A 26,197-nucleotide genomic window follows, 5' to 3' on the forward strand; every position below is an offset into this window, starting at 1 on the left:
CTGCGGCCGGAGCGGATCGGCGTGGTGCTGTCCGAGGAGTTCCAGCTGCACCCCGAGCAGTCCACCGACGCCATCGTCATCCACCACCCCGAAGCCGGCTACTTCAACGCCCGCTGACACCACACAACGTGACGAACAGTCAACTTCACTGAAGGAGGCCTGAGATGACTGCCCTGCAGGAAGCCCCGCTACGACACCACCGACCGGGACCGAAGGAGATCCTGGCGTCAGGCCTCCCCTCCTTCTCCTTCGAGTTCTTCCCGGCCAAGACCCTCGCGGGGGAGCGGGCCCTGTGGGAGTCGATCCGCCGGGTCGAGGCGGTGTCACCGTCCTTCGTGTCCGTGACCTACGGCGCCGGCGGCTCCTCCAAGGAACGCACCATCGCCACCACCGAGCGGATCGCCACCCACACCACACTGCGGGTGGTCGCCCACCTGACGGCCGTCGGCCACTCGGTGGCGGAGCTGCGCCGCATCGTCGGCCAGTACTCGGACGCCGGAGTACGCGACATCCTCGCGCTGCGCGGCGACCCGCCCGGCGACGCCCAGGGGACCTGGCTGCCCCACCCGCAGGGCTTCAGCCATGCCAGCGAACTGATCCAACTCGTAAGGGAACTCGGACAGTTCAGCATCGGCGTCGCCGCCTTCCCGGAGCGCCACCCGCGCTCGCCGGACTGGGGGAGCGACATCCGGCACTTCGTCGCCAAGTGCCGGGCGGGCGCGGACTACGCGATCACCCAGATGTTCTTCCGGACGGAGGACTACCTCCGGCTCAGGGACCGGGTGGCGGCGGCCGGTTGCACCATCCCGATCATCCCGGCGATCATGCCGGCCACCAACGCCCGCCAGATCCAGCGCTTCGCCGAGCTGAGCAACGCGACCTTCCCCAAGGAGCTGGCGGCCCGGCTCACCGCCGCCGCCGACGATCCGGCGGCCGCGCACCGGATCGGCGTGGACCACGCCACCGAACTGGCCGGCCGCCTGCTGGACGAAGGCGCCCCCGGACTGCACTACATCACGCTCAACCGTTCCACCGCGACGTTGGAGATCCACCGGGAGCTGTCCTCGCACCGCTCCCGGTCGCAGACCCCGCCCGTCATTACCTCCACCACCACCACCATTACCGAGGAGCAGCAGTGACGCGTCCGACCTTCACCGACTTCAAGGTTGCCGATCTCTCCCTGGCGCCGTTCGGTCGCAAGGAGATCCAGTTGGCCGAGCACGAGATGCCCGGCCTGATGTCCATCCGCAGGGAGTTCGCGGCCTCGCAGCCGCTGGCCGGTGCCCGGATCACCGGTTCGCTGCACATGACGGTGCAGACCGCCGTGCTGATCGAGACGTTGACGGCGCTGGGTGCCGAGGTCCGCTGGTGCTCGTGCAACATCTTCTCCACCCAGGACCACGCGGCCGCCGCGATCGCGGTCGGCCCGGAGGGCACCGCCGAGAACCCGTCGGGTGTGCCGGTGTTCGCCTGGAAGGGCGAGACGCTGGAGGAGTACTGGTGGTGCACCGAGCAGGCGCTGACCTGGCCGAACGGCCAGACGCCCGCTGCGCCTGATGGTTCGGCCGGCTGCGCCGGACCGAACATGATCCTGGACGACGGCGGTGACGCCACCATGCTGATCCACAAGGGCGTGGAGTTCGAGAAGGCCGGTGTCGCGCCGGACCCGTCGACGGCGGACAACGACGAGTTCCGGATCGTCCTGGAGGTGCTGAACCGCACCCTGAAGGAGACCCCGAACAGGTGGACCGAGGTCGCTGCCACGATCAAGGGCGTGACGGAGGAGACCACCACGGGTGTGCACCGGCTGTACGAGATGCACCGTGACGGCAAGCTGCTGTTCCCGGCGATCAACGTCAACGACGCGGTCACCAAGTCGAAGTTCGACAACAAGTACGGCTGCCGGCACTCGCTGATCGACGGGATCAACCGTGGCACCGACGTCCTGATCGGCGGCAAGGTCGCGGTCGTCTTCGGTTACGGCGATGTGGGCAAGGGCTGTGCCGAGTCGCTGCGCGGCCAGGGTGCCCGGGTGATCATCACCGAGATCGACCCGATCTGCGCGCTGCAGGCGGCGATGGACGGCTACCAGGTGACCACGCTGGACGAGGTCGTCTCGGTCGCGGACATCTTCATCACCACGACGGGCAACAAGGACATCATCCTTGCCTCGGACATGGAGAAGATGAAGCACCAGGCGATCGTCGGCAACATCGGTCACTTCGACAACGAGATCGACATCGCGGGTCTGGCGAAGCTGCCGGGCATCGTGCGGACCGAGGTGAAGCCGCAGGTCCACGAGTGGCACTTCCCGCCGAAGGCGGGCGATGGGCACAGCGCCGATGGTCACACGATCATCATGCTGTCCGAGGGGCGTCTGCTGAACCTGGGCAACGCGACCGGTCACCCGTCGTTCGTGATGTCCAACTCCTTCGCGAACCAGACGATCGCGCAGATCGAGCTGTTCACGAAGACCGAGCAGTACCCGGTGGACGTCTACGTGCTGCCCAAGCACCTGGACGAGAAGGTGGCCCGGCTGCACCTGGACGCGCTGGGCGTGAAGCTGACCGTGCTGTCCAAGGACCAGGCCGACTACATCGGTGTCCCGGTCGAGGGCCCGTACAAGCCGGAGACGTACCGATACTGACCCGCCAGGCGAAGGCCGCCCCTTGAATCCGGGGCGGCTTTCGTGCTGTCAGGGCGGGTCCTACTGACCAGCGCCGGCGAGCCCGGCCGTGACGGCCGTGACGGCCGTCGTACAGTGTCCCGCAGCGGCCTGCCGGACCACCAGCCGGCCGGAGGCCCGGATCTGCCGCCCGCCGGGCGCGGGCAGGCCACCTGCTCGGTGTGGGGCGCGTCAGCGGGGTGACGACGCGGCTGCGTGATGCGGGCGATGGTGGACGCGCACGCGAAGCAGTACCAGGCAGAGCCCGCCCGCGTCAGTTTGCGTCAGTTCGGGTCAGGTCGGGTTGCCGAGGAGATTCGATGTCACCTGGGCCCGGCGCGACTGCGGCTGGCAGGATCGTTCTGTGGAACGACAGTTGGTGTCTCTGGACAGGGTCGGTCTCGCGGACTGGCGGGCCGTCCACTCGTGGGCTTCGCTGGCCGAGGTCTGCCGCTTCCAGGCCTGGGGGCCGAACACCGAGGGGCAGACGCGCGCGTTCGTGGCGGCTGCGGTGGAGGCCTGGTCGCAGGTGCCCCAGCGGCGGTTCGCTTATGCGGTGCGCGTCGGGGGCGACGTGGTCGGCATGGGTGAGCTGCATGTCCGGAGCCGGGGGCAGCGCCAGGGCGAGATCACCTATGTCGTGCACCCCCGGGTCTGGGGCCAAGGCGTGGGGACGGCGATCGGGCGGGAGCTGCTCGGGCGAGGGTTCGATGAACTCGGGCTCCACCGGATCCACGCCACCTGCGACCCGCGCAATCTCGCGTCGGCCCGGGTGCTCGGCAAGCTCGGCATGACGCGGGAGGGGCGCCTTCGCCACACCGCGCTGATCCGGGACGGTTGGCGGGACTCCGAGGTGTTCGGCATCCTCGAGGACGAGTGGCGCGCGGTCGGGTGGACCGACCGGGCCTCGGGGGGTGCCTGTTGGGACCGGGATCATTTCTGACGTTAAGTCAGAATGTGGCCGGGGCCGAAAGGCGACAGAATGCGCGAGAAGTTCAACCACCCATGGCACGGCGTGTCTTGACGGATCCGAGAGAGAGTCGTGACCTGCCCGGAGAGCGGTAGAATCCCCGGTGCGGGCGCGCCAGCAGGCTCGCGGCAGGGTAACGTCCGGCAACATTGGCTTCACTGTAGGCTACCGCCTCAGAGTCGACGTGTCGGTTTACGGGGCGAGAATCTCGAGTTGACGTACAGGCGACGCCGGGGCTGCTACGGCGGGACGAGAGGGCATGGGAACAGGGCCGGGGGAGCGAAGCTCTCACCGGCCCTCAAGCGCAGCGAGGTAGTGGCACTGAACGGCAGAAGGGCAGACCGCCGGCCTGGGACCCACCTACTCGGGTGACCTGGACGGAGCCTCCCCGACAGCCGGTTCCCCGACGGGCCTGTGACACAACGAGCCTGTTGCGGAGCGCTCCGCCCCAAGCGGAGTCATTACCCAGCCGCACCAGTCCGGTCCGGGCGGCAGCGGCTGGGGCCCTTGTCATTCATACCGGCCTGAGCTCACCGGCTCGGCCTCGAGTGTCCGCGGAGTGCACGTTCGTGCCAAACAGAACTCCTCTACCCGACCCTCCACCTGACGGTGCCCCAACCCCCAGGGCATCCGGTCGCCGTCCGGCTCCCGGCGGTCAGCCGCCGCAACGCGGCACTGCTTTCCCTCCGGGCCAAGCCGCTCCCGGGCAGCAGCGCAATGCCGCTCCACCAGCCGCTCCCGCAGCCGGTGGACGTTCCCGCCCGGGGCGCCGTCCGGCTCGCGGCGGCCGGCCGCCGCAACGCGGCGCCGCGTCCCCGCCGTCCGGGCCCGGTGATCGCAGGGCGCGAGGCGGTGCCGCCCCCGGGCCGCTCGAACCAGCTGCTCCCAGCCAGTTGGGGACGGGCCTCCTGCCGTTCGTCGACCGCATGGTCGAGCGTGCCGCGAAGGGGTGGCAGGAGCTCGCCCGGATACTGATTTTCTCGATAGTCGTCCTGTCGGGCATGTCGGGCGTACTCATCCTCCTCGCCCACTACTTCAGCACCGGGCTCATTGCCCCGGGTACGCTGGTCGGCCTCGTGACGGGCGGCACCGGCGTGGGCATGATTCGCCGCCGCCACAATCGTCTCCGGCCGCCGGTGGACCAGCTCTCCCTGTCCGCCGAGCACCGCGTCGCCCCCGAATCCGAGTGGCCGGCTGACGGTGCCCCGGTCGCCGAGCACACCGATTCGGAGGCCAACGACATCCCCGTACCGCCGCCGCGGCGGGGCTCCGAGCCCGCCAATGAGCCGCCGGACGATCCGTTCGGATCCTTGGCCTGAGGCTGGTCGTGGTTGTGGTCGGCACCCCGAGGAGGGGTGCCGACCACAACCACAGGCAGCCTCAGCGCTGCTGCGGCTTGGTGACCCTCTGCAGAACCCAGTCCGACGCCGGGACAGCCGCCGCGATGAACACTCCCAGCACGGAGAAGAAGACCACCCCTGCGGCCGTCCCGCCCGTCTCGCCGGTACCAAGGCGCGCAGCCACAACTGCCAGTGCCAGGCCCAGCAGCGTCGCCACCACCGTGTACACGGCGAGCGCGCCTGTGGTGATCGTGTGTCTGACCCGGCGAGACTTCGAGGTCACCTCGGCGCGAACGTCGTCGGCGGGACGCCCGGGCGAGAGCGCAGGTCTCATGCCCTGCTCTTCGTGACGACTCAGCAAGGGTGCCTCCGTCAGCGTGGCCGTGCTCTCCATACCCGTCCTCCCCGGAAGTGACGGACATCTCCTATCTACCCTGCGAGAGGCGGGGGCACCCCCGCTTCCCCCGTTCACGAGTATAAGAAGTGCCACAAGGTGTACCGTGCCGGTGCGCTCCGCGCACCGGGTCATCCTCTCGCAAGAAGCCCCGTGGTTCCAGAAGTGAACTCACCCTTCTTGTTGGGTGGGCAAGAAGAAACCACTCTGTGACCCTGGTTCAACATGCAAGATCTGACGGGCAGTTCAACGAACCAGCCCGCTGAAGGGTACCCTCTCGCGGGTGGAACCGACTTGACGATGCGTCAGTACAGGCACCCGGGTGCAAACGCTTCGGAGAAGCCCGTACCCGCATTCCAACCCAGATCAACTGCGCGGCATTCCGGGCAGCGTGAGCATATGCGCCACGCGCACTCCAGGCGCCGTACCAGGTGTCGTTCATCACTTCACGCCCTGTCGGCCGCGCCTGTTGAGGCACTCAGTGCCACCCGCGACGGCCAAGGAGTGCCGTGAACCTGCCCGTTGGTGTGATGCCCCCTCCCGAGGGGCGGAGCAGACGGCTTCCCCCGCTCCGGGCGTCCAGCCGGTCGGGTGCCCGGTTCTGCCGTCGCGGCCAGTGCCGCGCCGCAACCCGGTCCGCGCGGTCGGCGAACCGGATCGCGAACCGTCCGCGCGTGACCGGTGTGACCCGCGTGACCCGCGCGGCGACGCGGACCCGCCGGTGCTGGCTCCGGCTCGACTCAACCGAAAACGACGGTCTTGGCGTGCAGCGTGTCGAAATACTCGCGGACCGAGGCGATCCGCCCGTCGCGCACGGTGAACACCGCCAGGCAGTGCTGGTCGTAACGGCCGCCGGACCGGGCCAGACCCCGGGTGTCCCACTCGGCCAGCACCTGGTCGCCGTCGCCGATCAGCCCCCGGAACTCGAACTCCATCGACTCCGGCACCAGCCGGGCGAGCATCGCGGGGACGAACTCGCCGAGGATCTCGTCCGGCCCGGTCCAGGTCCGCGACAGCGGCAGATCACCAGCGAGCGTCCAGGTCGACTCCGGCCCGAAGAAGCGGCGCAGCGCGGTGAAATCCCCCTCCGTCAGGGTGTTCATGTACTCCAGGATGACGCTCTTGCTGGTCGCGGTGAGGTCTACCGTGTTCATGTCCTCGGCCTTCTTCCGTGCTGTCGCTCTCCGGTACCCGAACCTTAGGAAGAGCAGACCGCGAGAGGGAAAGACCTGTTCTCGATCAGCTCAGTACAGAACGGCATCGCAGCTGGTCACCCGGCTCCTAGACTGTCCGGCATGTCTGAACTGCGCCGCCTGCGCTACTTCCTGGCCGTCGCCGAGGAGCGGAACTTCACCCGGGCCGCCGAGCGGCTGCACATCGCCCAGCCGGCGCTGAGCCGCCAGGTCCGCCAGCTGGAGGAGGAGTTGGGCGTCCGGCTGCTCGACCGCACCACCCACTCCGTCGAACCTACCGAGGCCGGACGGCTGTTGATGGACCGTGGGGCCGGCCTGTGCGACGAGGCGGACCGGCTGTGGCGTGACGTCCGCGGATTCGCCGGGGGCGAGCACGGCGCACTGTCGGTGGGATACAGCACGAGCGCCGGGTACGAGACCGCGCCCACGCTGCTGGCGGCGCTGGCCGCGCGGTACCCGGGCGTCACCGTGACCACCCGGCTGCTGCCCACGGCCGAGATCGTGGCCGCCGTCGCCGACGGCACACTCGACGCGGGCCTGGTGCGTTGCCCGCCGTCCGCGCCCGAACTCGTGCGCACCCTCGTCCGGCTGGAACCGCAGGGCGTCCTCATGTCCGGCGGCCATCCCCTCGCCCAGGGCCCCGCCGTCGCCGTCTCCGCCTTGACCGGCGAGACCCTCCTGATCCACCCACGCGAGGCCAACCCCGGCCACCACGACGCGATCATGGGCATCTTCGCCCGCGCCGGGATCGCCCCGACGATCCTGCCGCAGACACTCTCGTTCGACGCCGCACACACCCCGGTAGCGCGCGGCGAGGCCGTCTCCGTCGTCGGCCGGTCAGCTGTCCACGGCCTGCCGGGCGGACTGGCGTGGCGGCCGCTGCTCCCCGTCGCCGCGATCGAGATCCACCTGCTCACCCGAGGCCGGTCCGGACGTCCCGCAGTCGCCCGCCTGCTGCGCGTCGCCTCCGACACGGCCCGCGCCAACGGCTGGCTCCGCTCACCCGGCACCGCCACGGCCTGACCCCCGGCACCGCCCACGGCCTCACCCGGCCGGGCGGCGGGGCAGCGGGAGAGCGGGCGGCCGCCGTGGAACCCGCCGCGAGGGGGAGGTCAGGGGCCGGGGCCAGCCTCGCGGCCCCCGGTCAGCGGGCGGACCAGACCGGACAGCCGGCCGTGTGGCGGGTCAGCAGCATCACGGTCCCACCGTCCAGTACCTGGCGGTCGTGCGTGATCGGACAGCAGAACGCAGGTGACGCCGACCGCACGGGCTGGGTGGTGACGCGGGTGTCGTCCCGGTCCGGCAGCTCGGTACGCGGCCAGGCGGGCTCCGGAAGGGGCCGCACCGGCCGGTGCCGGGGCGCGGCCCGGCGGTCGACCTGCTCGACAGGTATCCCGAGAGCTCGGGCGCGGGCATGGAGGCGGCGGCGGTCGCGTCGTTCGGACATGACGACACCCTGCCCTCTCGCACCCCGTCCGCGCCAACCCGGCCCCCCGACAAGCCGCCCGGCGGCGGCCGGCAGCGGGTGAACCACCCGCGGCAGGAGGTCCCGGGAAGTGGGGGAGAGGGCGGGCATGGTCCCTGGCAGGTCCTCGTAGCCGTTCAGCAGCCAGCCCGCTGTCCTGATCGACCAGAGCAGCGCGGGGGCCACGGTATGCGGCAAGTATGGTCCGACTGCGGCCTCCACCTCGTAGTGCCGGGCTGTCGGGTCATCCAGTGTGATGCCCTTGACGAATACCCGGGTGCCGTCCGCGAAGGTGAGGCGGGCCGCGATCCCCGGCGTGAAACCGCCGCCCGGGTAGTCGATCCCGCCGACCGGGGCGCCCTGCCGGCTCTCCACAGCATCCCGAACAGGCTCGGGCACGTGGTCCCAGCGGGGGCGGGAGGCGGGGGGCGCTGATGCCATGGCGTTCCTCCGGAGCCGGGGTAGTGGACGGTACCGCCACCGCAACTCGCCCTGCCCGGCAAATTCGATCCGTCGCGCCCGGATCAACGAGCCTGGGAACCTTCCTGTCCGTACCAGGCACCCCACAGCCCTGGTGGAAGCGCTGCTACGCGTTTTCCGTTTTCGCTCGGACGCCTCCAGCACCTGCGGTGACGGCTTCTCTCCGGCCGCCGGGATCAGCGGGGCGGCTCGGCGGCCGAGAGGTCCACGTCGTCGAAGAGCTCCAGCATCCGGCCCAGTACGCGGACGCAGGTGGTGACGTCCGCGTCGGTGAGGTCGCCGCCGGCCTGGCGCAGCAGGGCGTGCTCGCGGGCGGTCACCGCAGTGATCGCCGCGTGGCCGTCGTCGGTCAGGCGGATCAGCGAGGAGCGCTGGTGCGCGGGGTTCGGGATGCTCTCGACGAGCTCGCGCGCGGCGGCGTCGTTGACCATGCGCTGGACGAACTGGCGGCTCAGCGACTGGGCGCGGCCCATCTGCGGGACGGTCATCGGTCCGTGCTCGCGCAGCAGGTCCAGGACGGCGCGGACGCCGACGGAGATCCCCTGTGCGGCGTCCTGCTCGATCTTGCGCTGGACCCGCCGGTACAGCGGTCCGACCAGGGCGAAGACCTCCATCAGCCGCTCCGGGAGTTCGTCCGCGCGGAGGGGGCGGCCGGTCGTGGTCGCGGGCTCGTTCTTGGTCACGGGACCATGATGACACCTTGGTTGCCATGATTCCAAGAATATGGCACCTTGGTTGTCATGACTGAGACCGCGATCTCCGCCGACCAACCCCAGCCCCAGCCCGCCTCCGAGACCTCCGGGACCTTCGGGACCTTCGAGACCGGGGACGGCGCCCTCGCCTACCGCGACACCGGTTCCGGCGAGCCGATCGTGCTGCTGCACTGCGGCTTCGTGGACCACACCATGTTCGACAACCTGATCCCCGAACTGGCCCGGCGCTACCGGGTGATCGCCCCCGACGCACGTGGCCACGGCTTCTCCGCGAACGCGAGCAGGCCCTTCCGCCAGACCGACGACCTCGCCGCGCTGCTGCGCCACCTCGACCTGGGGCCGGTCGTGCTGGTCGGCATATCGATGGGCGCGCTCATCGCGATCGACACCGCCGTCGAGCACCCCGGGCTGGCCCGCGCGCTGGTCGTCAGCGGTCGCGGCCTCGGCGAACCCGACCTCGGCGACCCCTGGTCGAAGGCGCGCGTGGCGGCCCAGAACGGCGCGCTCGCGGCCGGCGACATCCCCGGCTGGCTCGACGGGTTCGCCCAGTGGGCGGCGGGCCCGGAGCGTACTCTCGCCGACCTCGACCCCGAAATCGTGCGCCACATCCAGGAGATGGCCCTGCGCACCCTGAGGAAGCACACCCCGGACGAGCCGGACCACCGTGTCCCCGTGGCCGACGTGGCGACGCGCGCGAAGGAGATCACCGTCCCGGTCCTGGCCGTCAACGGCGCCCTCGACGTGCCCGGCCTGCTGGCCACCGCCGACGACCTCATCGCGGCCGTCCCGGGCGGCCGGACCGTCCTCATGGACGGCGTCGGCCACTACCCGACGATGGAGCGGCCGGAGACCTTCACCCGGATCCTGGAGGACTTCCTCCGCGAGGTGCACGCCGGGAAGGCGTAACCCGGCGGGCCACCCCGGCACCGGAGCCGCCGGGGGAGACCGGGACACCGGCCCGACCAGGCCCGCACGGACGGCCGCAGGGGAGCCGCCCGCTCAGGCCCGGTCCGGGGCGAACCTCCCGGCGCGGCACCGTAGAACGGGGGGAGGACGTCGCAGGCCACGGCCTCGTCCAGCCGCCGGTACGCCGCGCCGCTACGCCGCGTTGAACCGCCCGGCAAGCGCCGCCAGGTGACGTTGCGTGACGCCGCTGGAAGCCGGTGCCGTCGCCCCGTCCTCCGGGCCCGGACTGTCGCTCTAGGCTGGCGGTCACGGTCACCGACTCGGGAGCAGATGTGTCTACCGCCACCGCCGCGTTGTTCACCTGCCCGCTGGGGGACGACGCCGCCCTGATACCGCGCACGGCCGCGATCGCGGACGCCTATCAGGCGCTGTTGGAGGCCAACTACGAGCGTCTCGCCCACTGGTTCCCGGGGGCGTTCGACAAGCCGCCGACACCGGAAGGCACTCGTGCGGACTTGGAGCGGGCAGGCCGGGCGTGGCTCGACGGGTCGCAGTTGCCGCTGGCCATCACGGTGCAGGCCGAGGACGGTTGGCGCCTGGCCGGTTGGGTCAACCTGCTGATCGACGGTCCTGCGCGGTCTGCCGAGGTGGGCTACTGGCTCGGCGCCGGCTTCGAGGGACGTGGATTGGTCACCCGGGCTGTCACGGCGGTACTCGACCACGCGTTCGGGCAACTCGGCCTGCACCGCGTCGAGTTGCAGACCACCGCCGACAACGAACGCAGCCGGAGCGTGGCCCGGCGCCTGGGGTTCACGCAGGAGGGCGTACTGCGCGAAGCGGCGGCCTTTCCCGGCGAACGCCGTGATGTCGTGGTCCACGGCCTCTTGGCACGTGAGTGGCACAAGGCAGCTTCGCCGGGTTAGGCGCCCGGCGCTCGTCGCCGCGCCGCCGGGCTTCGGCGCCGACCGCGAGGTCGGCCCGGACCGCCGTGCGGCCCGGGCCTGCCCGGCCGTCCGCGACCGGGGACGGGACGGGGTGGCACACGTCCAGCCAGGCCGACAGCGCGGCTCGGCGGGCGGCTCACCTTCCCGCGCGGTCCTCGACTTCCGCGAGAGCCGTCCCGTGCCGCCGCGCTCTCCGCTACGGTCGGGGGAGACGACCTGCAAAAGGGGAGCCCCGATGTCAGGACCTCAGGCGCGGTTGCAGGGCCGGATCTGTCCTGCGTGCGGTGGTACCGGGCTGACAGAGAAGGAGCGGCACACCCACGAGGCCGATTCGAACGGCAACCTGATCCCGCAGGTCAACCGGTTCCTCTCCGCGTGCACCCTGTGCGGCGGCAGCAAGGTGGTGTACGGCTGATGCGTCTCGTCTTCATCTGCATGGAGTCCCTCCGCTCATCCTCGTCGGCGAGACACAGGACAACCTGGTCTGCCTGGAGGGCCACCTGCGTCTGACCGCCTACGCCCTCGTCGGCTTCCCGACCGACATCGAGTGCCTGATCGGCACCGCGCCGACCATGGGACAGTGGGCGCGGTAGTCCAGTCGCACCAGGCCCTCGGCGCTTGTGCGACACTTCGTCAATGCCACTGGTGTGGGTGACCGGCAACTCAGGGGTCGGCAAGTCGACGGTCTGCGAGCTGCTGAAAGCTCGGGGAGAAGCGGCGATCGATGCCGACTGGGAGGGCTACAACCACTGGGTGGACCGGACGAGCGGACGGGTCGTCGTCGACTCGCCGGATCTGGTGCCGGCCGGCTGGCCCCAGCCCGACCCCACCGAACACCACCCGGTTCACCACCACGCTCTCACGTAAAATCACATCCCCGCCTAAATCCTGATGATGAGTCAGACAAATCTGACGGTCCGTAAATCCGGTTGGTGGCTGCCGTCCGCCCGTGGATACTGTCGCGGTGTACTCGGACGATGATGACGCCGCGCTGTACGACCTGCTGAACGCCTGGGATCCCGGACACTGGCCCGGCGACGCGTTCTACGACGAGTTGGTCGCAGCCGCCGGCTCGGTGCTGGACGTCGGCTGCGGTACCGGTTCGATGCTGCACTGGGCGCGTGAGAACGGCCATACCGGGCGTCTCGCCGGCCTCGACCCGGACCGGGCCGCCCTCGCCCGGGCCCGGCGCCGCGCCGACATCGAGTGGGTCGAGAGCACTGCGGCGGGCGCGAGGTGGCAGGCCGAATTCGACCTTGCGACGATGACCGGCCACGCGTTCCAGTGCCTGGTCACCGACGACGAACTCCGCGCGTCGCTGGCGGCGATCCGTGCCGCGCTGCGGGCCGGCGGCCGGTTCGCCTTCGAGACACGCCATCCGCAGGCGCGTGCCTGGGAGGCATGGAACCCGTCGAACGCCTCCGACCTCACCGACGCGGCCGGCCGCGCCCTGCGTGTCTGGCACGAGGTCGAGGCCGTCGCCGACGACGTCGTCACCTTCACCGGGACGACGGCCGAGCCGGACGGTACCGTGCTGCGCGTCGACCGCACGCGCCTGCGCTTCCTGGACGTCGGGCCGCTCGACGGGTTCCTCGCCGAGGCGGGTTTCGAGATCGAGGCCCGGTACGGCGACTGGCAACGCGGACCCGTCACCGCGGCGAGCCGGGAGATCGTCACGGTCGCCCGCCGCAGGTAGCCGGGCCACGTGGTGGTTCCCCCGCACGTTCGGGTTCGATTCCGGGCCGGTACAGTACGTGGATGTCGAACCTACGGGAGCAGATCCTCGCCGAACTCGGTGTCAAGGCGGCCATGGTGCCCAAAGTCGAAATCCGGCGACGGGTCGACTTCCTCAAGGACTACCTGCGGTCGACCCCGGCCAAGGGCTACGTGCTCGGGATCAGCGGCGGCCAGGACAGCACGCTGGCCGGCCGGTTGTGCCGGCTCGCTGCCGAGGAACTGCGCGCCGAGGGGCACGAGGCCGCCTTCGTCGCGGTGCGGCTGCCCTACGGCGTGCAGGCCGACGAGCACGACGCGCAGATCGCGCTGGAGTTCATCCGGCCCGACCGGTCGGTCACGGTGAACGTCAAGCCGGGCGCGGACGCCGTCGCCGCCGAGGCGGCGCTCGGCCTGCGGGAGCTGCTGGGCGACGAGCCCGGGCTGCGGGACTTCGTGCGCGGCAACATCAAGGCCCGCGAACGCATGGTGATCCAGTACGCGATCGCCGGGCAGCTGAACCTGCTCGTCGTGGGCACCGACCACGCGGCCGAGGCGCTGACCGGCTTCTTCACCAAGTACGGCGACGGCGGCGCCGACGTCACCCCGCTGACCGGGCTGACCAAGCGTCAAGGTGCCGCCCTGTTGCAGGAGTTGGGCGCACCGCCGAGCGTCTGGGAGAAGGTGCCGACCGCTGACCTCGAGGACGACCGGCCCGCGCTGCCCGACGAGGTGGCGCTCGGCCTGACGTACACCCAGATCGACGACTACCTGGAAGGCGCCGACGTCACGCCGGACCTGGCGGCAAAGGTGGAGTCGGTCTACCTCGCGACCCGGCACAAGCGGACCGTCCCGGTCACCCCGCTCGACGACTGGTGGCGGCCAACACCGTAGCGGTGAACGCCGGCGTGGTATCCGGTCCAGCGGCTGGTCCGGGACGGCCCATATCTGCGGCCTCGAGGTCAGGCCGTGGGCCCGCCGTCCGGGCCGGGGTCGGGGCCGGCCAGCCGGGCGGCGCGGATGGCGAGATGGTGGCGCTCGGGCAGGCTGGCGGTGGCGCGGGAGGCCGCGCGGAACAGTTCGGCCGCCCCGGTCCGGTCGCCGGCCATCTCCAGCAGGTGGGCCCGTACCACGGTGACCCGGTGGTGGCCCTTCAGGCGGGGGTCCGGCGCGAGGGCGTCCAGCGCGGCCAGGCCCGCCTGCGGGCCGTGCACCATGGCGGTGGCGACGACCCGGTTGAGCGAGACCACCGGGTTCTCCGAGACGCGTTCGAGCACCCCGTAGAGGGCGAGGATCTGCGGCCAGTCGGTCTCCCCGGCGGTGGCGGCCTCGTCGTGGACGGCGGCGATCGCCGCCTGGACCTGGTACGGGCCCACCGGGCCGCTCGGCAGCGCGGCGGTGATCAGCGCGATCCCCTCGGCGACGGCCGCGCCGTCCCACCGCCGCCGGTCCTGCTCGGCCAGCGGGACCAGCTCGCCGCCGGGCCCCGTCCGGGCCGGGCTGCGGGCGTGGGTGAGCAGCATCAGCGCCAGCAGCCCGGTGACCTCGCTGTCGTCGGGCAGCGCCACGTGGACGGCCCGGGTCAGCCGGATCGCCTCCCGGGACAGCTCGACCCGTTGCAGGTCCTCGCCCACGCTGGCGGCGTAACCCTCGTTGAAGATCAGGTAGAGCACGTGCAGCACCGCGTCGAGCCGCTCCGCCCAGCCGCCCGGCTCCGGCAGCCGCAGCGGCACACCGGACGCCTTGATCCGCTGCTTGGCCCGGCTGATCCGCTGCCCCATGGTCGCCTCGGGCACCAGGAACGCGCGGGCGATCTCGGCCGTGGTCAGCCCGCCGACGCACCGCAGGGCCAGCGCGAGAGCCGAGGCCGGCGACAGCACCGGGTGGCAGCACAGGAAGAGCAGGGTCAGCGTGTCATCCCGCCCCGCCGCGTCCACGGTGTCCGCCGCAGGCGCCGCCAGCCGGTCCGCCGGCACCTGCCGGGCCACCTGGTCCTCCCGGCGGCGGCGGGCCTGCTCGCTGCGCACCTCCTCGGTCATCCGGCGCTGGGCGACCTGGATCAGCCAGCCGCGCGGGTTGCCGGGGATCCCCTCCTCGGGCCACTGGACGGCGGCGGCCAGCAGCGCCTCCTGGACGGCGTCCTCGGCGGCGGTGAAGTCCCCGAACCGCCGGGTGAGCACGCCGACGACCTGCGGCGCCAGCTCGCGCAGCAGGTCCTCGACGAGCACGGCCTCGACGGGCACAGCCGGCTCAGTCAGCGGTCACAGCTCCCCGGGCGGCGCCGACATCACCTGGCGCACCTCGATCGGCATGTCCAGCGCCGCCCCGCCGGGGCCGGGCGCCGCCGACACGGCGGCGGCGATCTCCACCGCCCGCTCGGGCGTCTCGCAGTCGACGATCCACCAGCCGGCCACCCACTCCTTGGTCTCCGGGAAGGGCCCCTCGGTGACCACGGGCGCGCCGCCGCCGTGCGAGCGGACGATCTTCGCCGTGTCCGGCATCGCCAGACCCTGCGCGTCGACCAGCTCCCCGGCGGCGGACAGCTCGGCATTGGTGTCGCGCATGAAGGCGATGTGCGCCTGGATCTCCTGCGGCGTCCAGGTGTCGATCGCCGGGAAGTCCGCCGTCGCCGCGCTGAACTGCATCAGCAGCATGTACTTCATGTCCTGCTCCTCGGACTCGCACGCCCTCGGGCGGGGCGCTCTCACACACAGGTAGAAGCACGCTCCGTGATTTCGACACCCGGGCGGGACTTTTCCCGAACTCTTCCGCCGGTGGAATCCTAGGCCGCGACGGCCTGCCGGGTACGGCGCAACGACGCTCCCGCTCCCGGGCGTGTCGGGGGACCGGCCGCTGCCGGTGCTGCGGGTCGTCGTGTGCGCCTGACGCCGTCGGGGATCTTGAGAAGGCTCGGGCCCACCTCACCGAGGCCCACCTGCTCGCGGGCCGGGCCGGGCCGTGGCCTCGCCGCCGCTCTCCCCGCCGCTGACCTGGCCGACTGTCAGGTGTCCCGTACCCGCGCCCGTCCGGTGCCTCGTGCGGTCAGGCCGGCTGGAGGTCCTTGGGGTCGGCCTCCCATTCGAAGCCTCCGCCGTGCGGCCGGACGAAGACGCGGCGCCGCAGGATCCGGTCCGTGTCGCTGTCGCGTTCGACGAGCTGGCCGGAGATCGTCCCGGTCCGGCCGTCGTGCTTGTGCCGGACCGGTTTGCCGAGACCGGGGTGGGGTGGACTGCTCACTGAGACCCCGATCGGCATCGCGGGCACCGTCCTCATCTGTCGACTGTTCGCTGTGCCCGTCCAGCATGCCCGCAACAGGCGCTCCTGCGGCGCATGTTCGCCCAAGAAAGCGCAAGCGGGCGGCATCAGGCGGAGTACGCGATCAGGTCGTCGGTGGACAGGGCGAAGGCGAACGGCTCGGGGATCGGCACGGTATCGCCGAACTTGCCGCTCCACCGCCGGTGGTACACGCCGCCGACAGGATCGGAGTAGAGAGTGATGACCCCGTCGCGCGGGTCGATGAGCAGGTACATCGGGATCCGCATCAGCGGGTAGTCGCGGACTTTGCCCACGAGGTCGTTCTCCGGGTTCGAGGGGGAGACGATCTCTACCGCGATCGCCGCCAGTTCGGCCGGCACGTCGTTGCCCCCGCGCTCGACCATCGTGATCGGGATGTAGGTCAGGTCCGGATTGCGGAGCTTGCCGACGGCGGGTGACGCGAGGTCAGTGTTCTCGCTCGGCATCAGGTCGGTCGGCCGGTGCGCATCGAACTGCTCCCGCACGGCCAGCAGGTTGCGCTGATGGATCACCGACGGACCAGCCATCATGATGATCTCGTCGCCGGACACCTCGATCTTCCACCCCGACGGTGGAGTCAGGCTCTGCGCGTACTCCAGCAACTGGGCATGACGCTCGGGAATCTGGAATTCGGCCATGACCGCATCCTTCCACTACGAGCCGCGGTTCGGGCCGGTGGGGGATTTCCCGGCCCTGTCCGCCGCCGCCGGTCCGCCGCCGGTCCGCCCGCAGGTCAGACGTCCGCAGTGGCGTCGTCGCGGGACGGTGCGGCCGGGACCTCGACGGGGTCGTCGGAGGGTGCGTCCTGGCGGGAGCGCAGAGCGCTGCGCTGCTGCGCCGCCGCCTCCCGTACCTGCCCGGTGCCCCCCTGGCCCGGGTTCCCGCCACCGCCTGCCTGACCGTAGGGGACCGAGTGGAGCGCCCCGGGCGGCTGCGCGGCCGGGGCGCGGCCGAGGCCGCCCGGTTCCGTTCCGTGGTGGCCGGCGGCGGACCAGGGATCGCCGCCCGGCAGAGCCTGGCCGCTTCCGTGCTGGGCGAAGACCGCGCGCGGCCCGGCCGGCCCGGCCGGTGGCCGCTGCGGCGTGAGGTCGGCGTGACCGGCCTCCGCTGCGGTCAGGCCCGGCGCGGGCAGTCCCGGGGCCCCGCCCGCCGTCGCGCCGCGCCCCATCAGCAACCCGGCCACGCCGGCGAAGTCCCCGCCGCGCACGGCGCCGACGTCGGCGTGGTCGAGCCCCGAGTGCGGTCCGTCGACCGTGGTGAGGCCCGCCTGGTGCGGGCTGCCGCTGGTCACGCCGCTCACCCCGCCCGCGAGGCTGAGCGGGCCGGGCGAGGACGGGGAGTTCTGCCCGGCCAGCATGCTCTGCATCTGCTGGGCGTGCGACTCCTCGTTCCCGGTGATGTTGCGGGCCACCTGGTCCATCCCGTCGGCGGTGCCCCGGAACGAGCCGAGCAGCCGCTTGAGCACCTCCACACCGACGCTGGTGGCGATCTGTTCGGCGGCGGCGATCACCAGCTTGCCGAACATGTCTCCCGGCTGGCCCACGTCCAGGTCCTCGACGGTCTTCCGGAACGAGGCGCCGTGGGAGTCGAGGTCGTCGGCGTGGCTGCGAAGTTCCTGGGCACAGGAGGCCAGCCCGCTCAGGTCCACCCCGAAACCGGGGCTGTTCGACGGCCCGGACCCGCTGCCGGTCACGTCCTTGGCCACGGTCTCCACCAGATCGCCCACCGGCTGGGCCAGCGCCTGGCCGAGCGCGGAGACCGCTTCCTCCAGCACGCCGGAGACGATCTGCTTGCCGGCCGCGATGACGGCCGCGCTGCTCCACGGGCCGGTCGCCGAGGTGGCCGCCAGTTCGCCCTGGGTCGCCACCAGTTGGGTCGCGGTCGCGCCCTTGCAGCCCTCGACGACCAGGGCCGCCGCGTGCAGCGCGGTCGAGGTGGCCCCGCACGCCTCGACCACGAACTGGGAGTACTTCGAGACGGTTCCCCACAACTCGGCCAGTCTGTCCGCGGAAGCGCCGTGATAGACCTCCTTCAGCGTGCCGAGCGCCTTGTCGGCGTCCATCTGGACGGAGTCGATCGCCGAGGCCAGCTTGCCGAGTTCGTCCGCGAGCCTGGCCACCTCGTCCTCGTTCACCTGGGGCCAGTCCAGCCCGAGGAGGCCCAGTACGGTGCCGAGTTCCGGTGGTAGTTCAAGTGCCATGCTTCCCCCAAAAAGCTGCTGCGTGGTCGAACGCGCGGACGGAACGACGTCCGGCCGGGTCTTGTGCCGGTGTTCTGTTCTCCGCCCGTCGGCACGGTGAACGGCCCCGAGCGCGCGCGAGCGGGACGTTACGGCGTGCGGCCGGGCATGGCTTGGACAACTTTGACCTCGCCCGGCCGGGCGAGCACCGCCACCCGGCGGGCGGCCGTCATCCGGCCCGGTGGCCACTGTCCGTCCGTGGTCCTGCCCGTCCGCAGTCCTGCCGAGTGCGCGGCCCCGGGCCGGCGTGCCGACCGGGCAGTACCGATGGTGGTGTTCACGCTGCTCAGGGGACAGGCCAAGGCACCGGCCAGCTATGGCCGGTCCGTCACAGGAGGCTCGTCGGCGGCCGTGTCTGTGACAGCGGGCGCCGGGTCCTTCGTCGCGCGTGACGTGGTCAGGATTGTTCGGTCGACGCGGTCAGGGCTGGTCGGTTCCGGTCGGAGCGACGGTTTCCAGGGGCCGCGCGCACCGGTCGGTGGGGTCGTGCAGCCGGCGGACGATGATGTCCTTCTTCGCGTGTCCGGCGTCGGTCGCCGCCTCGGCGTCGTCGAGGGCCGCCTGCTGCAGCGCGTCGACCGCCACCCGGGCCGCCGCAGCGGTGTCGTGGCCGGTGCGGTAGAGCGTCCGCGCGATCAGGCGGCCGGTCACCGGCAGCCCGGTCACCGTCACCTGCTCCAACTGGGCCGCGAGATAGGCGGGCAGGATCGCGGCGCCGACCTGCCCGGCCAGCAGCGCGCGGACGACGATCACGTGGTCGGCGAGGTGTTCGACCGACGGCACGATCCCGTGGGCGCTCGCGAACCTGGCGAAGGCACGTCCGCGAGCGGACGGCGCGGGGGCGCTGATCCAGGGCCGGCCGGAGAGTTCGGCGGCGTCGGCCGGTACGGTCCAACCGGCCGGGACGACCACGCGGTACTCGTCCTCACTCAGGACCCGGGCCCGGACCGACGGCGGCAGCGGTACCACGGTGTCCCGGTCGTCGGAGATCACCAGGACGTCCAACTCGCCCAGTCTCAACTGCCGCAGGCCGTCCGACAGCCCGGTTTCCACGAACCGGGGCTCGACGCCCGGGTGCCGCCGGGCGAGCAGCCGCAGCGCCGGGACGGCGAGCCGGGCGAGCACCCAGGAGGTCGCCCCGATCGCCACCGGCCCCCGCATGACCTGCTGGTTCGCGGTTCCCAACTGCTCGATGGCGGAGGCGAGCTCCTGGCTGATGCGGTCCCCGGTGGCGGCGAGCAGCCGTCCGGCCGAGGTGAGTTCCAGCCGTGGACCCGAGCGGTCCACCAGGGGCAGGCCGACCTCCCGTTCCAGGCTGGCCAGTTGCTGCGACACCGCCGAACGCGTGTGACCGAGCACCCGCGCCGCCGGCGCGAGGCCGCCGCTCTGCGCGATCGCGCGCAGGACCAGCAGACGCCTCGGGTCAAGGTTCATCCGCGCCGCCCCCTTCTCCGTGTCGGCGGAAATCGTGCCACGGACCGCGCTCACGCATCATCAGTTCTGCTGTCGAGGGGGGTAAGCGCTGCTGTGCGACCGGGCAGCCCGGCGGGCGTGAAGCTGCCATCCTGGCCGGGATCCCCAGGGCCACGGCCGGCACGCCCCGGGCACTCCGCCTGCCCGAATCCCGGTCGTATCCCGGTCATACCGATCATCTCCCCGATCACCAGGAGGCCGCACATGGCCAGTGCCGTTCCGCAGCCGCCGACAGGGCCGTCGTCCGCGCGGCGTCCCGGCCCGTTCACTGCCGCCCGCGCCCTGGCATGCGCCCTGCGCGGGCTGTTGCTGTTGCCGCTGCTGTCGGCCTGCGGCCCTGCCACCACCGCCTCACCCGCCACCACCGCCTCACCCGCTGCCCCCGGCCCTGCCGCTGTCCCCGGCCCTGCCGCTGTCCCCGGCCCCGCCGTCCCTGACGCCGTCGCTCGCGCGGGCGGCAGCCCCTCGTACGTGCTCAGCGCCCCACCGGCCGCAGCCGGCTACCAGCAGGGCCGGCCCCCGGCCGACCTGGAACAGAAGATCAACTCCGACCTCCGGCAGAACGCCGAGCGCCTGGGCGTCTCCGGCACACCCGTCCACGCCTACTACGACGACCGGGCGGACGGCGCCTGGATCTTCTACACGGGTCTCACCGGCAGCGGCTTCGACCCCGACCACCTGCACGACGTCCTCAACCAGCCCCCGGCCACCAGGAACGACGGCGCCGGCGACCGGATCACCACCAGCGCCATCGACGCCGACCCGGGCCCGCACGGCGGCCGGGCGATCTGCAACACGATCCTGATTCAGAACGTCATGCTCACCACGGCGGCCACCACCTGCTCCTGGTTCACCCCGACCACCGCCGCCGGCATCACCCTCGTCATCAAGGGCGACGGCACCAACACCAAAGTCGGCTTCACCGCCGCCGACGTCGCCCCGATCATGCGGGCCATCCGCGCCGACGCCGAGCAGCAGCGGCAGTAGCGCCGGCCACCCGCACCAACGCCCAGCCGGCATCCGCCGGGTGGCAGCCGCGAAAGCCGTACGCTGCGCAGGGTGCACAGCGGTGTACGCAGGCGGCCGGGCCCGTCACCTGGTGGCCGGAGGATGTCCCGGCGTATACGCCGGGGAGGAATCCGGCCTCCCGCGATGGGGGCACCCCCGGCCGGAGGCTGGGGGAGGGGCTTGGGACAGCGCACCTACACCTGCACCGCGTGCGGAGCCACGTCCCCCAGGGACAAGAACTCCGCCCGCGTGATGCTCATCCGGGCAGGTCTGAACCCGGCTGACGCTGAGAGCAGAGGATCTTCCGGGCCGCCGGGCCGGACGGCAGCTTGAGTCAGAAATCCCACCGACAGAAGCCGGAATCCCCTGGGCTTCAGCCGGGGGAGCAGTCAAACTCTGGGGCATGACGACGCCCGCGCCGACCTGCCCCGACTGCGAGGCCCCGCTGGGCCTCGGCCGGCCCGCCCGCTGCCCGCGCTGCCGGTTGCCGCTGGCCGACGCCGACGCCGGGGCCCTGTGGCAGCTGACGCTCGCTCTGCAGGAACTGGACGCCCACCGGCTGACGCTCGTCCAGCAGCGGGAGCGGCTGCTGGACGGCCTGCGGGCGCGGCGGGACAGCGCCGCCGCCGAGCCGAAGCCGGAGCCGGAGCCGAGGCCGGAGCAGGCCCGGGCCACGCCGCCCCCGGCCCGGACCACGTCGCGACCGGCCGGGGGCACCCCGGGAGTGTGGGCCCCGCCGCTCACCAGCGCGGCGCGGGAGGTGTCCGGACCGTCGGCGCAGACCGTCCTGTTGGTCCTCGGCGGGCTGCTGGTCACCGTGGCCGCGCTGGTCTTCACCGTCGTCAGCTGGGGGCAGCTGGGGATCGGCGGCCGGGCCGCCGTGCTCGCCGTGCTCACCGGCTGCGCCCTCGCGCTGCCGCATCCCCTGCGCCGCCGTGGGCTGACCGCCACCGCCGAGACCTCGGCCGCCATCGGCCTGGCCCTGGTCCTGATGGACGCCTACGCCGCCCGGACCGCCGACCTCGCCGGGCTCGGCGCGGTGAACGGCCCCGGGTACTGGGCAGCCGCCACCGCGCTGATCAGCATCGGCGCGGCGGCGTACGGGTGGGCGGCCCGGCTGCGCCTCCCGGCGGCGGCCGGCTTCCTGCTCGGACGCCTGCCGGCCCTGCTGGCCGTCAACGCGGCGGGCCTGCACAGCGCCGACGCGATCGCGGCCGCGATGGTCGCCACAGCGGCGGTCGACTACGCGCTGCTGGCCAACCGACCACTGCGGACCGCCCTGCTGCGCGGCAAAGCGGACGGAACGCCGGACGGAACGCCGGACGGAACGCCGGACAGGACGCCGGACAGGACGCCGGACAGGACCGACCCCCGGGTGGTCGCGGCCGCCGCCGTCGCCGCGTTCTGGGGACTGGCGGGCGGAGCCGTCGCCGCTGCCGCCTCGCACGTCACAGCCACCACGACCGCGACCCCCGACGCCCTCGCCACCACCGCCTGGGCCTGGCCGCCCCTGGGCACACTCGCGCTGCTCGCCCTCCTGGTGTCCCTCCGCCACCCCGAACTCGGCCCCGGCACCCGCCGCCTGGCCGGGGCCGTCGCCGCCGCAGCAGTCCTGTCGGCGGCGGGCGGATCGCTCGCCCAGGCGTTCCCCCACGGCTGGACCGCCCCCGCGTACGGCGCACCGGCGGCGCTGCTCCTGGCACTGTCGGCGACCCTGCTGCGACGGACCCGGCGGGCGGCACCCCCGACGGACCTCCCCGCCCTCACCGGAGCGTTCCACGCCGCCGCCGCCGTGCTGCTCGCCGCCTCGGTCCCGCTGATACCCGGCCTCGCGCGCGCCCTCCTCGAACCGCTCCGCCACGCACCCGCCACCTGGGCCGGCGGCCCCCGGCCGTCCTGGGACTGGACCGTCGCACCCGCCGCCCTCATCGGCCTCTGGCTGCTGGCCGCCGCCGTCACCACACTGCGCATCACCACCCTCCCCGCCGTCTGGCTGCCCGTCACCACCCTCCCCGCCGCCTCGCGGCGCTTCACCACCCTCCCCGCCGGCACGCTGCGCATCCCCGCGATCCCCGCCGCCCAGCTGGAGGCAGCTGCCGCGACCCTCGTCGTCCCCGCCCTCGCCCTGCTGCCGGTGGCCTGCGGCCTGCCGTACGGCGTCGCGGTCGGCGTCCCTGTCCTGCTCACGCTGGCGGCGGTGCTGGCGGCCGAGTTGCGCGGGGCCCGTCCGGCGGTCCTGGTGGGCCTGACCGTCGCTCCCGCGTTCGCGCTGCTCTGGGCGTTCGCCGACCGCGCCGCCACCATCACCGTCCTTGGCGTCGTCGCCGTGCTGGCCGGTGTGCTGACGGTCCGCAGAGCGGTCGGGGTCCCTGCGGCCGTCGCCGCGTGCTGCGCCGTTCTCGCGCTCGGCGCCGAGGCCGTCGCCGTCGGTGCCGCCGCCGGACTGGGGCTCGCGGACATCATGCTCGCCGTCCTCGTGGTCGCCATCGGGTCCGCCCCGGTCGCGGCCCGCACCTCCGGCAGCGTCTCGCTCTCCATCGAGGCCACCGGCTACGGCCTGGGCGTCCTCGCCCTGACCCTGACCCTGACGGCTGGTCAGCCCGCCCGGCTCGCCTTCGACCTGACCCTGGCCGGGGTCGCGGCGCTCGGCGTCGCACTGCGCGCCGACCGCCGACGGCCCGCCGCCCTCACCGCCACCGCCCTACTGCTCGCCGCCTTGCTCCTGCGGCTGCCCGGCCTCGCGCGCGCCCTGCTGGAACCGCTCCGCCAGGCCTCCGCCACCTGGGGGAGCGGCCCCCGGCCGTCCTGGGACTGGACCGTCGCACCCGCCGCCCTCACCGGCCTCTGGCTGCTGGCCGCCGCCGTCGCCACACTGCGCTTCATCACGCTCCCCACGATCCCCGCCGCCCAGCTGGAAGCCGCTGCCGCGACCCTCGTCGTCCCCGCCCTCGCCCTGCTGCCGGTGGCCTGCGGCCTGCCGTACGGCGTCGCGGTCGGCGTCCCTGTCCTGCTCACGCTGGCGGCGGTGCTGGCGGCCGAGTTGCGCGGGGCCCGTCCGGCGGTCCTGGTGGGCCTGACCGTCGCTCCCGCGTTCGCGCTGCTCTGGGCGTTCGCCGACCGCGCCGCCACCATCACCGTCCTTGGCGTCGTCGCCGTGCTGGCCGGTGTGCTGACGGTCCGCAGAGCGGTCGGGGTCCCTGCGGCCGTCGCCGCGTGCTGCGCCGTTCTCGCGCTCGGCGCCGAGGCCGTCGCCGTCGGTGCCGCCGCCGGACTGGGGCTCGCGGACATCATGCTCGCCGTCCTCGTGGTCGCCATCGGGTCCGCCCCGGTCGCGGCCCGCACCTCCGGCAGCGTCTCGCTCTCCATCGAGGCCACCGGCTACGGCCTGGGCGTCCTCGCCCTGACCCTGACCCTGACGGCTGGTCAGCCCGCCCGGCTCGCCTTCGACCTGACCCTGGCCGGGGTCGCGGCGCTCGGCGTCGCACTGCGCGCCGACCGCCGACGGCCCGCCGCCCTCACCACCACCGCCCTACTGCTCGCCGCGTCCTGGCTCCGGCTGGCGCTCTCCGACGTGCACACCCCGGAGGCGTACACCCTGCCCCTGGCCTGCGTCGCCGTCATTCTCGGCCTGCTCCGGCGCCGGCACGCTCCCGGGACCGACTCCTGGTCCGCCTACGGCGCCGGGCTCGGCCTCGGCCTGCTGCCCAGCCTGTTCGCGGTCTGGGCGGACGGGCACTGGCTGCGCCCGCTGCTGCTCGGATCGGCGGCGCTGGCCGTCACCCTGACCGGCGTCCGGCGCCGCCTGCAGTGCCCGCTCGCCCTGGGCGGCGGCACACTGCTGCTGGTCGGCGTGCACGAACTGGCCCCCACCGTCATCCAGGTGCTCGGCCTGCTGCCCCGCTGGGTCCCGCTGGCCGCCGCCGGCCTGCTGCTGCTGGCCCTCGGCGCCACCTACGAGCAGCGCCTGCGCGACGCCCGCCGGGTACGGGACTCCCTGCGGCGGCTGAGCTGACGGGCTGGGCTGACGGCTGCCAGGGACGGCGCAGCGGCCGGCCACCGGTCCTGCGTCCGCCCCCGGTATCCGGCCCCGCCCGTCCGGGGTCAGTTCTGCGGCCACCGGGGGCCGGTGCCGGGGTCCCGGCACCAGGTGAACTGCTCACCGTCCAGGCGGACGGTGAGGCCGTAGTCGTACAGGTCGGGGCAGCCGAGCTGCTCCCACCCGTGCCACGCCTTCTCGATCTCGTCGGCCAGGCGCCGGGGGCCGCCCTGGTGCACGGCCGACTGTCTGCCGCCGATGGCGGACAGGGAAGCCCAGGAGGTGGAGCCGTCGTGGATCCACGCCGACACCCCGTCCTCGTCCGGCGCCGTGGTGAACACGACGTCGGGCAGCGCGACGCGGAGGTGGAACAGGAGATGGGCGTTGGTGTGCAGCGGGTCGAGGTCCCGGCCGGTCTTCCCTTCCGACTCCAGCTCCACCGAGGCGTGGAGCTCCCGGAAGGTGAGCGAGTGGTGGAGGTCGGCACGGGCGGGCATGAACTTCGCCAGCCCCTGCATCCAGCCGGTGGCGGAGCGGTGGTCGGCTGCGACGGTCAGGGCGACGTGGCCCAGGCGTCCCCAGGGAGTGACGATCCGGCCGCCCGGCTTCGTCTGCTCCACCCACCCCCAGGGAACCCGGTCGACGGCGTAGGTCGCGATGAACCGGTCCACCGGAGTGTCGGGCCGGACGGTGGCGGCGTCGCCCACCACCGTCTTCACGTCGGCCCCGGCGGCGGCCAGGCGCAGGCGCGCGCCGCCGGCGAGTTCTTCGTCCACCTCCACGCTCGTCACCCGGCCGGGTCCGGCACGGCGGGCGAGGAGAGCGGCGTTCCATCCCGAGCCCGTACCCGCCTCCACCACCCGGTGCCCGGGCTCCAGGAGCAGCGAGTCGAGCATGTCGACCACCACCGCCTGGCACGAGAGGGAGGAAGCGGGCAGGCCGTCCACGACCTGAGTGATCGCAGCCTCGTCCTGGCTCCCGTAAAGCTCCAGCGCCCACCCCTCCGGGTCACTCGCCCGGTCGACGGGCGCCCAGGTGTGGCCGGTCCAGCGCCAGAGCCGGTCCGGAGCGAACCGGTCCCGGGGCAGCGCCTCCACGGCCTCCCGGACCCACGGGGACTGGCTGGGCCAGTCCCCGCGTCGGTCCATCTCGGCCGCCAGCCGGGCGCGATGCTCGTCCAGTCGGCCCATCGCTCCTACTTCCGGCGGGTTCCGGTGGGCGGCGGTGGCGGCGGGACCTGACCATCGCCGTTCCCGGGGGGCGGGTCGCCTTTGCCGACGTCAGGCGCCGGCTTATCGTGCTTTGCCACGCTCTTCCTCCCTGACGTCAGAGGTGCGGGACGAAGGACCCGCTGACGGATCAAC

General features: G+C 72.7%; 24 protein-coding genes and 1 pseudogene. 14 read left to right on the plus strand and 11 right to left on the minus strand.

All coding sequences use genetic code 11. The features are described from left to right. Positions 1-164 precede the first annotated feature (164 nt). The 4 genes from metF (at position 165) to P3T29_RS20870 (ending at position 4,954) form a co-directional block, all read left to right on the plus strand. Positions 165-1,139, plus strand: a complete 975-nt coding sequence (metF, locus tag P3T29_RS20855; RefSeq protein WP_280718061.1) for a methylenetetrahydrofolate reductase [NAD(P)H] — start codon at positions 165-167, stop codon at positions 1,137-1,139. Further along, positions 1,136-2,647, plus strand: coding sequence for an adenosylhomocysteinase (ahcY, locus tag P3T29_RS20860; RefSeq protein ID WP_280718062.1), 1,512 nt, complete (start codon positions 1,136-1,138; stop codon positions 2,645-2,647). The genes metF and ahcY overlap by 4 nt, the downstream gene beginning before the upstream one ends. 397 nt (positions 2,648-3,044) lie before the next feature. Continuing rightward, the gene (locus P3T29_RS20865; RefSeq protein ID WP_280718063.1) at positions 3,045-3,608 is read left to right on the plus strand and encodes a GNAT family protein; all 564 of its coding nucleotides are present in this window, start codon (positions 3,045-3,047) and stop codon (positions 3,606-3,608) included. A 953-nt stretch (positions 3,609-4,561) separates the two neighbouring features. Further along, entirely contained in the window at positions 4,562-4,954 is a 393-nt protein-coding gene (locus P3T29_RS20870; RefSeq protein ID WP_280718064.1) for a hypothetical protein, read from the plus strand. A 61-nt stretch (positions 4,955-5,015) separates the two neighbouring features. On the opposite strand, the gene P3T29_RS20875 is transcribed toward P3T29_RS20870, so the two are convergent. Beyond that, a complete protein-coding gene (locus P3T29_RS20875; protein WP_280718065.1) occupies positions 5,016-5,369 on the minus strand; it encodes a hypothetical protein in 354 nt (117 codons plus the stop codon). Positions 5,370-6,109: 740 nt separating this feature from the next. Continuing rightward, positions 6,110-6,523 (minus strand): nuclear transport factor 2 family protein, encoded by a 414-nt coding sequence (locus P3T29_RS20880; protein WP_280718066.1) that lies wholly within the window; start codon positions 6,521-6,523, stop codon positions 6,110-6,112. A gap of 141 nt (positions 6,524-6,664) precedes the next feature. Here P3T29_RS20880 and P3T29_RS20885 point away from each other — a divergent pair, with 141 nt between their 5' ends. Further along, the gene (locus P3T29_RS20885) at positions 6,665-7,585 is read left to right on the plus strand and encodes a LysR family transcriptional regulator (RefSeq protein WP_280718067.1); all 921 of its coding nucleotides are present in this window, start codon (positions 6,665-6,667) and stop codon (positions 7,583-7,585) included. Between the two features lie 121 nt (positions 7,586-7,706). Here the strand turns inward: P3T29_RS20885 and P3T29_RS20890 are convergent, their stop codons facing one another. Both P3T29_RS20890 and P3T29_RS20895 read right to left on the minus strand, forming a co-directional pair. Then, a complete protein-coding gene (locus P3T29_RS20890; protein WP_280718068.1) occupies positions 7,707-8,468 on the minus strand; it encodes a hypothetical protein in 762 nt (253 codons plus the stop codon). A gap of 215 nt (positions 8,469-8,683) precedes the next feature. Then, positions 8,684-9,121, minus strand: a complete 438-nt coding sequence (locus tag P3T29_RS20895; RefSeq protein ID WP_280718159.1) for a MarR family transcriptional regulator — start codon at positions 9,119-9,121, stop codon at positions 8,684-8,686. A 126-nt stretch (positions 9,122-9,247) separates the two neighbouring features. On the opposite strand from P3T29_RS20895, the gene P3T29_RS20900 reads away from it, so the two are divergent. The 6 genes from P3T29_RS20900 to nadE all read left to right on the plus strand — a co-directional run bounded on the left by P3T29_RS20900 (position 9,248) and on the right by nadE (position 13,677). Beyond that, positions 9,248-10,126: an alpha/beta hydrolase gene (locus P3T29_RS20900; protein WP_280718069.1), complete on the plus strand. Its 879-nt coding sequence runs from the start codon at positions 9,248-9,250 to the stop codon at positions 10,124-10,126. A gap of 332 nt (positions 10,127-10,458) precedes the next feature. Further along, positions 10,459-11,049, plus strand: coding sequence for a GNAT family protein (locus P3T29_RS20905; RefSeq protein WP_280718070.1), 591 nt, complete (start codon positions 10,459-10,461; stop codon positions 11,047-11,049). Positions 11,050-11,305: 256 nt separating this feature from the next. Beyond that, entirely contained in the window at positions 11,306-11,485 is a 180-nt protein-coding gene (locus P3T29_RS20910; RefSeq protein ID WP_280718071.1) for a hypothetical protein, read from the plus strand. Between the two features lie 236 nt (positions 11,486-11,721). Continuing rightward, a complete protein-coding gene (locus tag P3T29_RS20915; protein WP_280718072.1) occupies positions 11,722-11,937 on the plus strand; it encodes a hypothetical protein in 216 nt (71 codons plus the stop codon). A gap of 97 nt (positions 11,938-12,034) precedes the next feature. Further along, entirely contained in the window at positions 12,035-12,766 is a 732-nt protein-coding gene (locus P3T29_RS20920; protein ID WP_280718073.1) for a class I SAM-dependent methyltransferase, read from the plus strand. A gap of 62 nt (positions 12,767-12,828) precedes the next feature. Beyond that, positions 12,829-13,677 carry an ammonia-dependent NAD(+) synthetase gene (gene nadE / locus P3T29_RS20925; RefSeq protein WP_280718074.1) on the plus strand — a complete coding sequence of 283 codons (849 nt, stop codon included), beginning with the start codon at positions 12,829-12,831 and terminating at the stop codon, positions 13,675-13,677. A gap of 68 nt (positions 13,678-13,745) precedes the next feature. On the opposite strand, the gene P3T29_RS20930 is transcribed toward nadE, so the two are convergent. From P3T29_RS20930 to P3T29_RS20955, 6 genes are all read right to left on the minus strand, one after another. Beyond that, positions 13,746-15,026: a sigma-70 family RNA polymerase sigma factor gene (locus tag P3T29_RS20930; protein ID WP_280718075.1), complete on the minus strand. Its 1,281-nt coding sequence runs from the start codon at positions 15,024-15,026 to the stop codon at positions 13,746-13,748. An 18-nt stretch (positions 15,027-15,044) separates the two neighbouring features. Further along, complete coding sequence (locus tag P3T29_RS20935) at positions 15,045-15,446, minus strand: YciI family protein (protein ID WP_280718076.1); 402 nt, start codon at positions 15,444-15,446, stop codon at positions 15,045-15,047. Positions 15,447-15,825: 379 nt separating this feature from the next. Beyond that, positions 15,826-16,056, minus strand: coding sequence for a hypothetical protein (locus P3T29_RS20940; protein WP_280718077.1), 231 nt, complete (start codon positions 16,054-16,056; stop codon positions 15,826-15,828). An 89-nt stretch (positions 16,057-16,145) separates the two neighbouring features. Beyond that, entirely contained in the window at positions 16,146-16,715 is a 570-nt protein-coding gene (locus tag P3T29_RS20945; protein WP_280718078.1) for a Uma2 family endonuclease, read from the minus strand. Positions 16,716-16,810: 95 nt separating this feature from the next. Beyond that, positions 16,811-18,277, minus strand: coding sequence for a hypothetical protein (locus P3T29_RS20950; protein WP_280718079.1), 1,467 nt, complete (start codon positions 18,275-18,277; stop codon positions 16,811-16,813). A gap of 459 nt (positions 18,278-18,736) precedes the next feature. Continuing rightward, positions 18,737-19,750, minus strand: coding sequence for a LysR family transcriptional regulator (locus tag P3T29_RS20955; RefSeq protein ID WP_280718080.1), 1,014 nt, complete (start codon positions 19,748-19,750; stop codon positions 18,737-18,739). A gap of 243 nt (positions 19,751-19,993) precedes the next feature. Between P3T29_RS20955 and P3T29_RS20960 the strand changes: the two genes are divergently transcribed. From P3T29_RS20960 to P3T29_RS20970, 3 genes and pseudogenes are all read left to right on the plus strand, one after another. Beyond that, positions 19,994-20,776 (plus strand): hypothetical protein, encoded by a 783-nt coding sequence (locus P3T29_RS20960; protein WP_280718081.1) that lies wholly within the window; start codon positions 19,994-19,996, stop codon positions 20,774-20,776. Between the two features lie 201 nt (positions 20,777-20,977). Next, positions 20,978-21,130, plus strand: a pseudogene (locus tag P3T29_RS20965) (RNA-guided endonuclease TnpB family protein); the annotation flags it as partial. Between the two features lie 70 nt (positions 21,131-21,200). Further along, a complete protein-coding gene (locus tag P3T29_RS20970) occupies positions 21,201-24,809 on the plus strand; it encodes a hypothetical protein (RefSeq protein ID WP_280718082.1) in 3,609 nt (1,202 codons plus the stop codon). 89 nt (positions 24,810-24,898) lie between these two features. Here P3T29_RS20970 and P3T29_RS20975 read toward each other — a convergent pair whose 3' ends face one another. Next, a complete protein-coding gene (locus P3T29_RS20975; protein ID WP_280718083.1) occupies positions 24,899-26,023 on the minus strand; it encodes a methyltransferase domain-containing protein in 1,125 nt (374 codons plus the stop codon). Positions 26,024-26,197 lie beyond the last annotated feature (174 nt).

It is taken from the genome of Kitasatospora sp. MAP5-34 (genome assembly GCF_029894335.1).
Classification (GTDB): Bacteria; Actinomycetota; Actinomycetes; order Streptomycetales; family Streptomycetaceae; genus Kitasatospora.

Coding starts and splice junctions, on each gene's coding strand:
- P3T29_RS20875 (WP_280718065.1), bottom strand. CDS start 5,369: ATGGAGAGCACGGCCACGCTGACGGAGGCACCCTTGCTGAGTCGTCAC.
- P3T29_RS20940 (WP_280718077.1), bottom strand. CDS start 16,056: ATGAGGACGGTGCCCGCGATGCCGATCGGGGTCTCAGTGAGCAGTCCA.
- P3T29_RS20890 (WP_280718068.1), bottom strand. CDS start 8,468: ATGGCATCAGCGCCCCCCGCCTCCCGCCCCCGCTGGGACCACGTGCCC.
- P3T29_RS20955 (WP_280718080.1), bottom strand. CDS start 19,750: ATGAACCTTGACCCGAGGCGTCTGCTGGTCCTGCGCGCGATCGCGCAG.
- P3T29_RS20870 (WP_280718064.1), top strand. CDS start 4,562: ATGGTCGAGCGTGCCGCGAAGGGGTGGCAGGAGCTCGCCCGGATACTG.
- P3T29_RS20970 (WP_280718082.1), top strand. CDS start 21,201: ATGACGACGCCCGCGCCGACCTGCCCCGACTGCGAGGCCCCGCTGGGC.
- P3T29_RS20960 (WP_280718081.1), top strand. CDS start 19,994: ATGGCCAGTGCCGTTCCGCAGCCGCCGACAGGGCCGTCGTCCGCGCGG.
- P3T29_RS20935 (WP_280718076.1), bottom strand. CDS start 15,446: ATGAAGTACATGCTGCTGATGCAGTTCAGCGCGGCGACGGCGGACTTC.
- metF (WP_280718061.1), top strand. CDS start 165: ATGACTGCCCTGCAGGAAGCCCCGCTACGACACCACCGACCGGGACCG.
- P3T29_RS20880 (WP_280718066.1), bottom strand. CDS start 6,523: ATGAACACGGTAGACCTCACCGCGACCAGCAAGAGCGTCATCCTGGAG.
- P3T29_RS20950 (WP_280718079.1), bottom strand. CDS start 18,277: ATGGCACTTGAACTACCACCGGAACTCGGCACCGTACTGGGCCTCCTC.
- P3T29_RS20900 (WP_280718069.1), top strand. CDS start 9,248: ATGACTGAGACCGCGATCTCCGCCGACCAACCCCAGCCCCAGCCCGCC.
- nadE (WP_280718074.1), top strand. CDS start 12,829: ATGTCGAACCTACGGGAGCAGATCCTCGCCGAACTCGGTGTCAAGGCG.
- P3T29_RS20910 (WP_280718071.1), top strand. CDS start 11,306: ATGTCAGGACCTCAGGCGCGGTTGCAGGGCCGGATCTGTCCTGCGTGC.
- P3T29_RS20885 (WP_280718067.1), top strand. CDS start 6,665: ATGTCTGAACTGCGCCGCCTGCGCTACTTCCTGGCCGTCGCCGAGGAG.
- P3T29_RS20945 (WP_280718078.1), bottom strand. CDS start 16,715: ATGGCCGAATTCCAGATTCCCGAGCGTCATGCCCAGTTGCTGGAGTAC.
- P3T29_RS20975 (WP_280718083.1), bottom strand. CDS start 26,023: ATGGGCCGACTGGACGAGCATCGCGCCCGGCTGGCGGCCGAGATGGAC.
- P3T29_RS20895 (WP_280718159.1), bottom strand. CDS start 9,121: ATGGAGGTCTTCGCCCTGGTCGGACCGCTGTACCGGCGGGTCCAGCGC.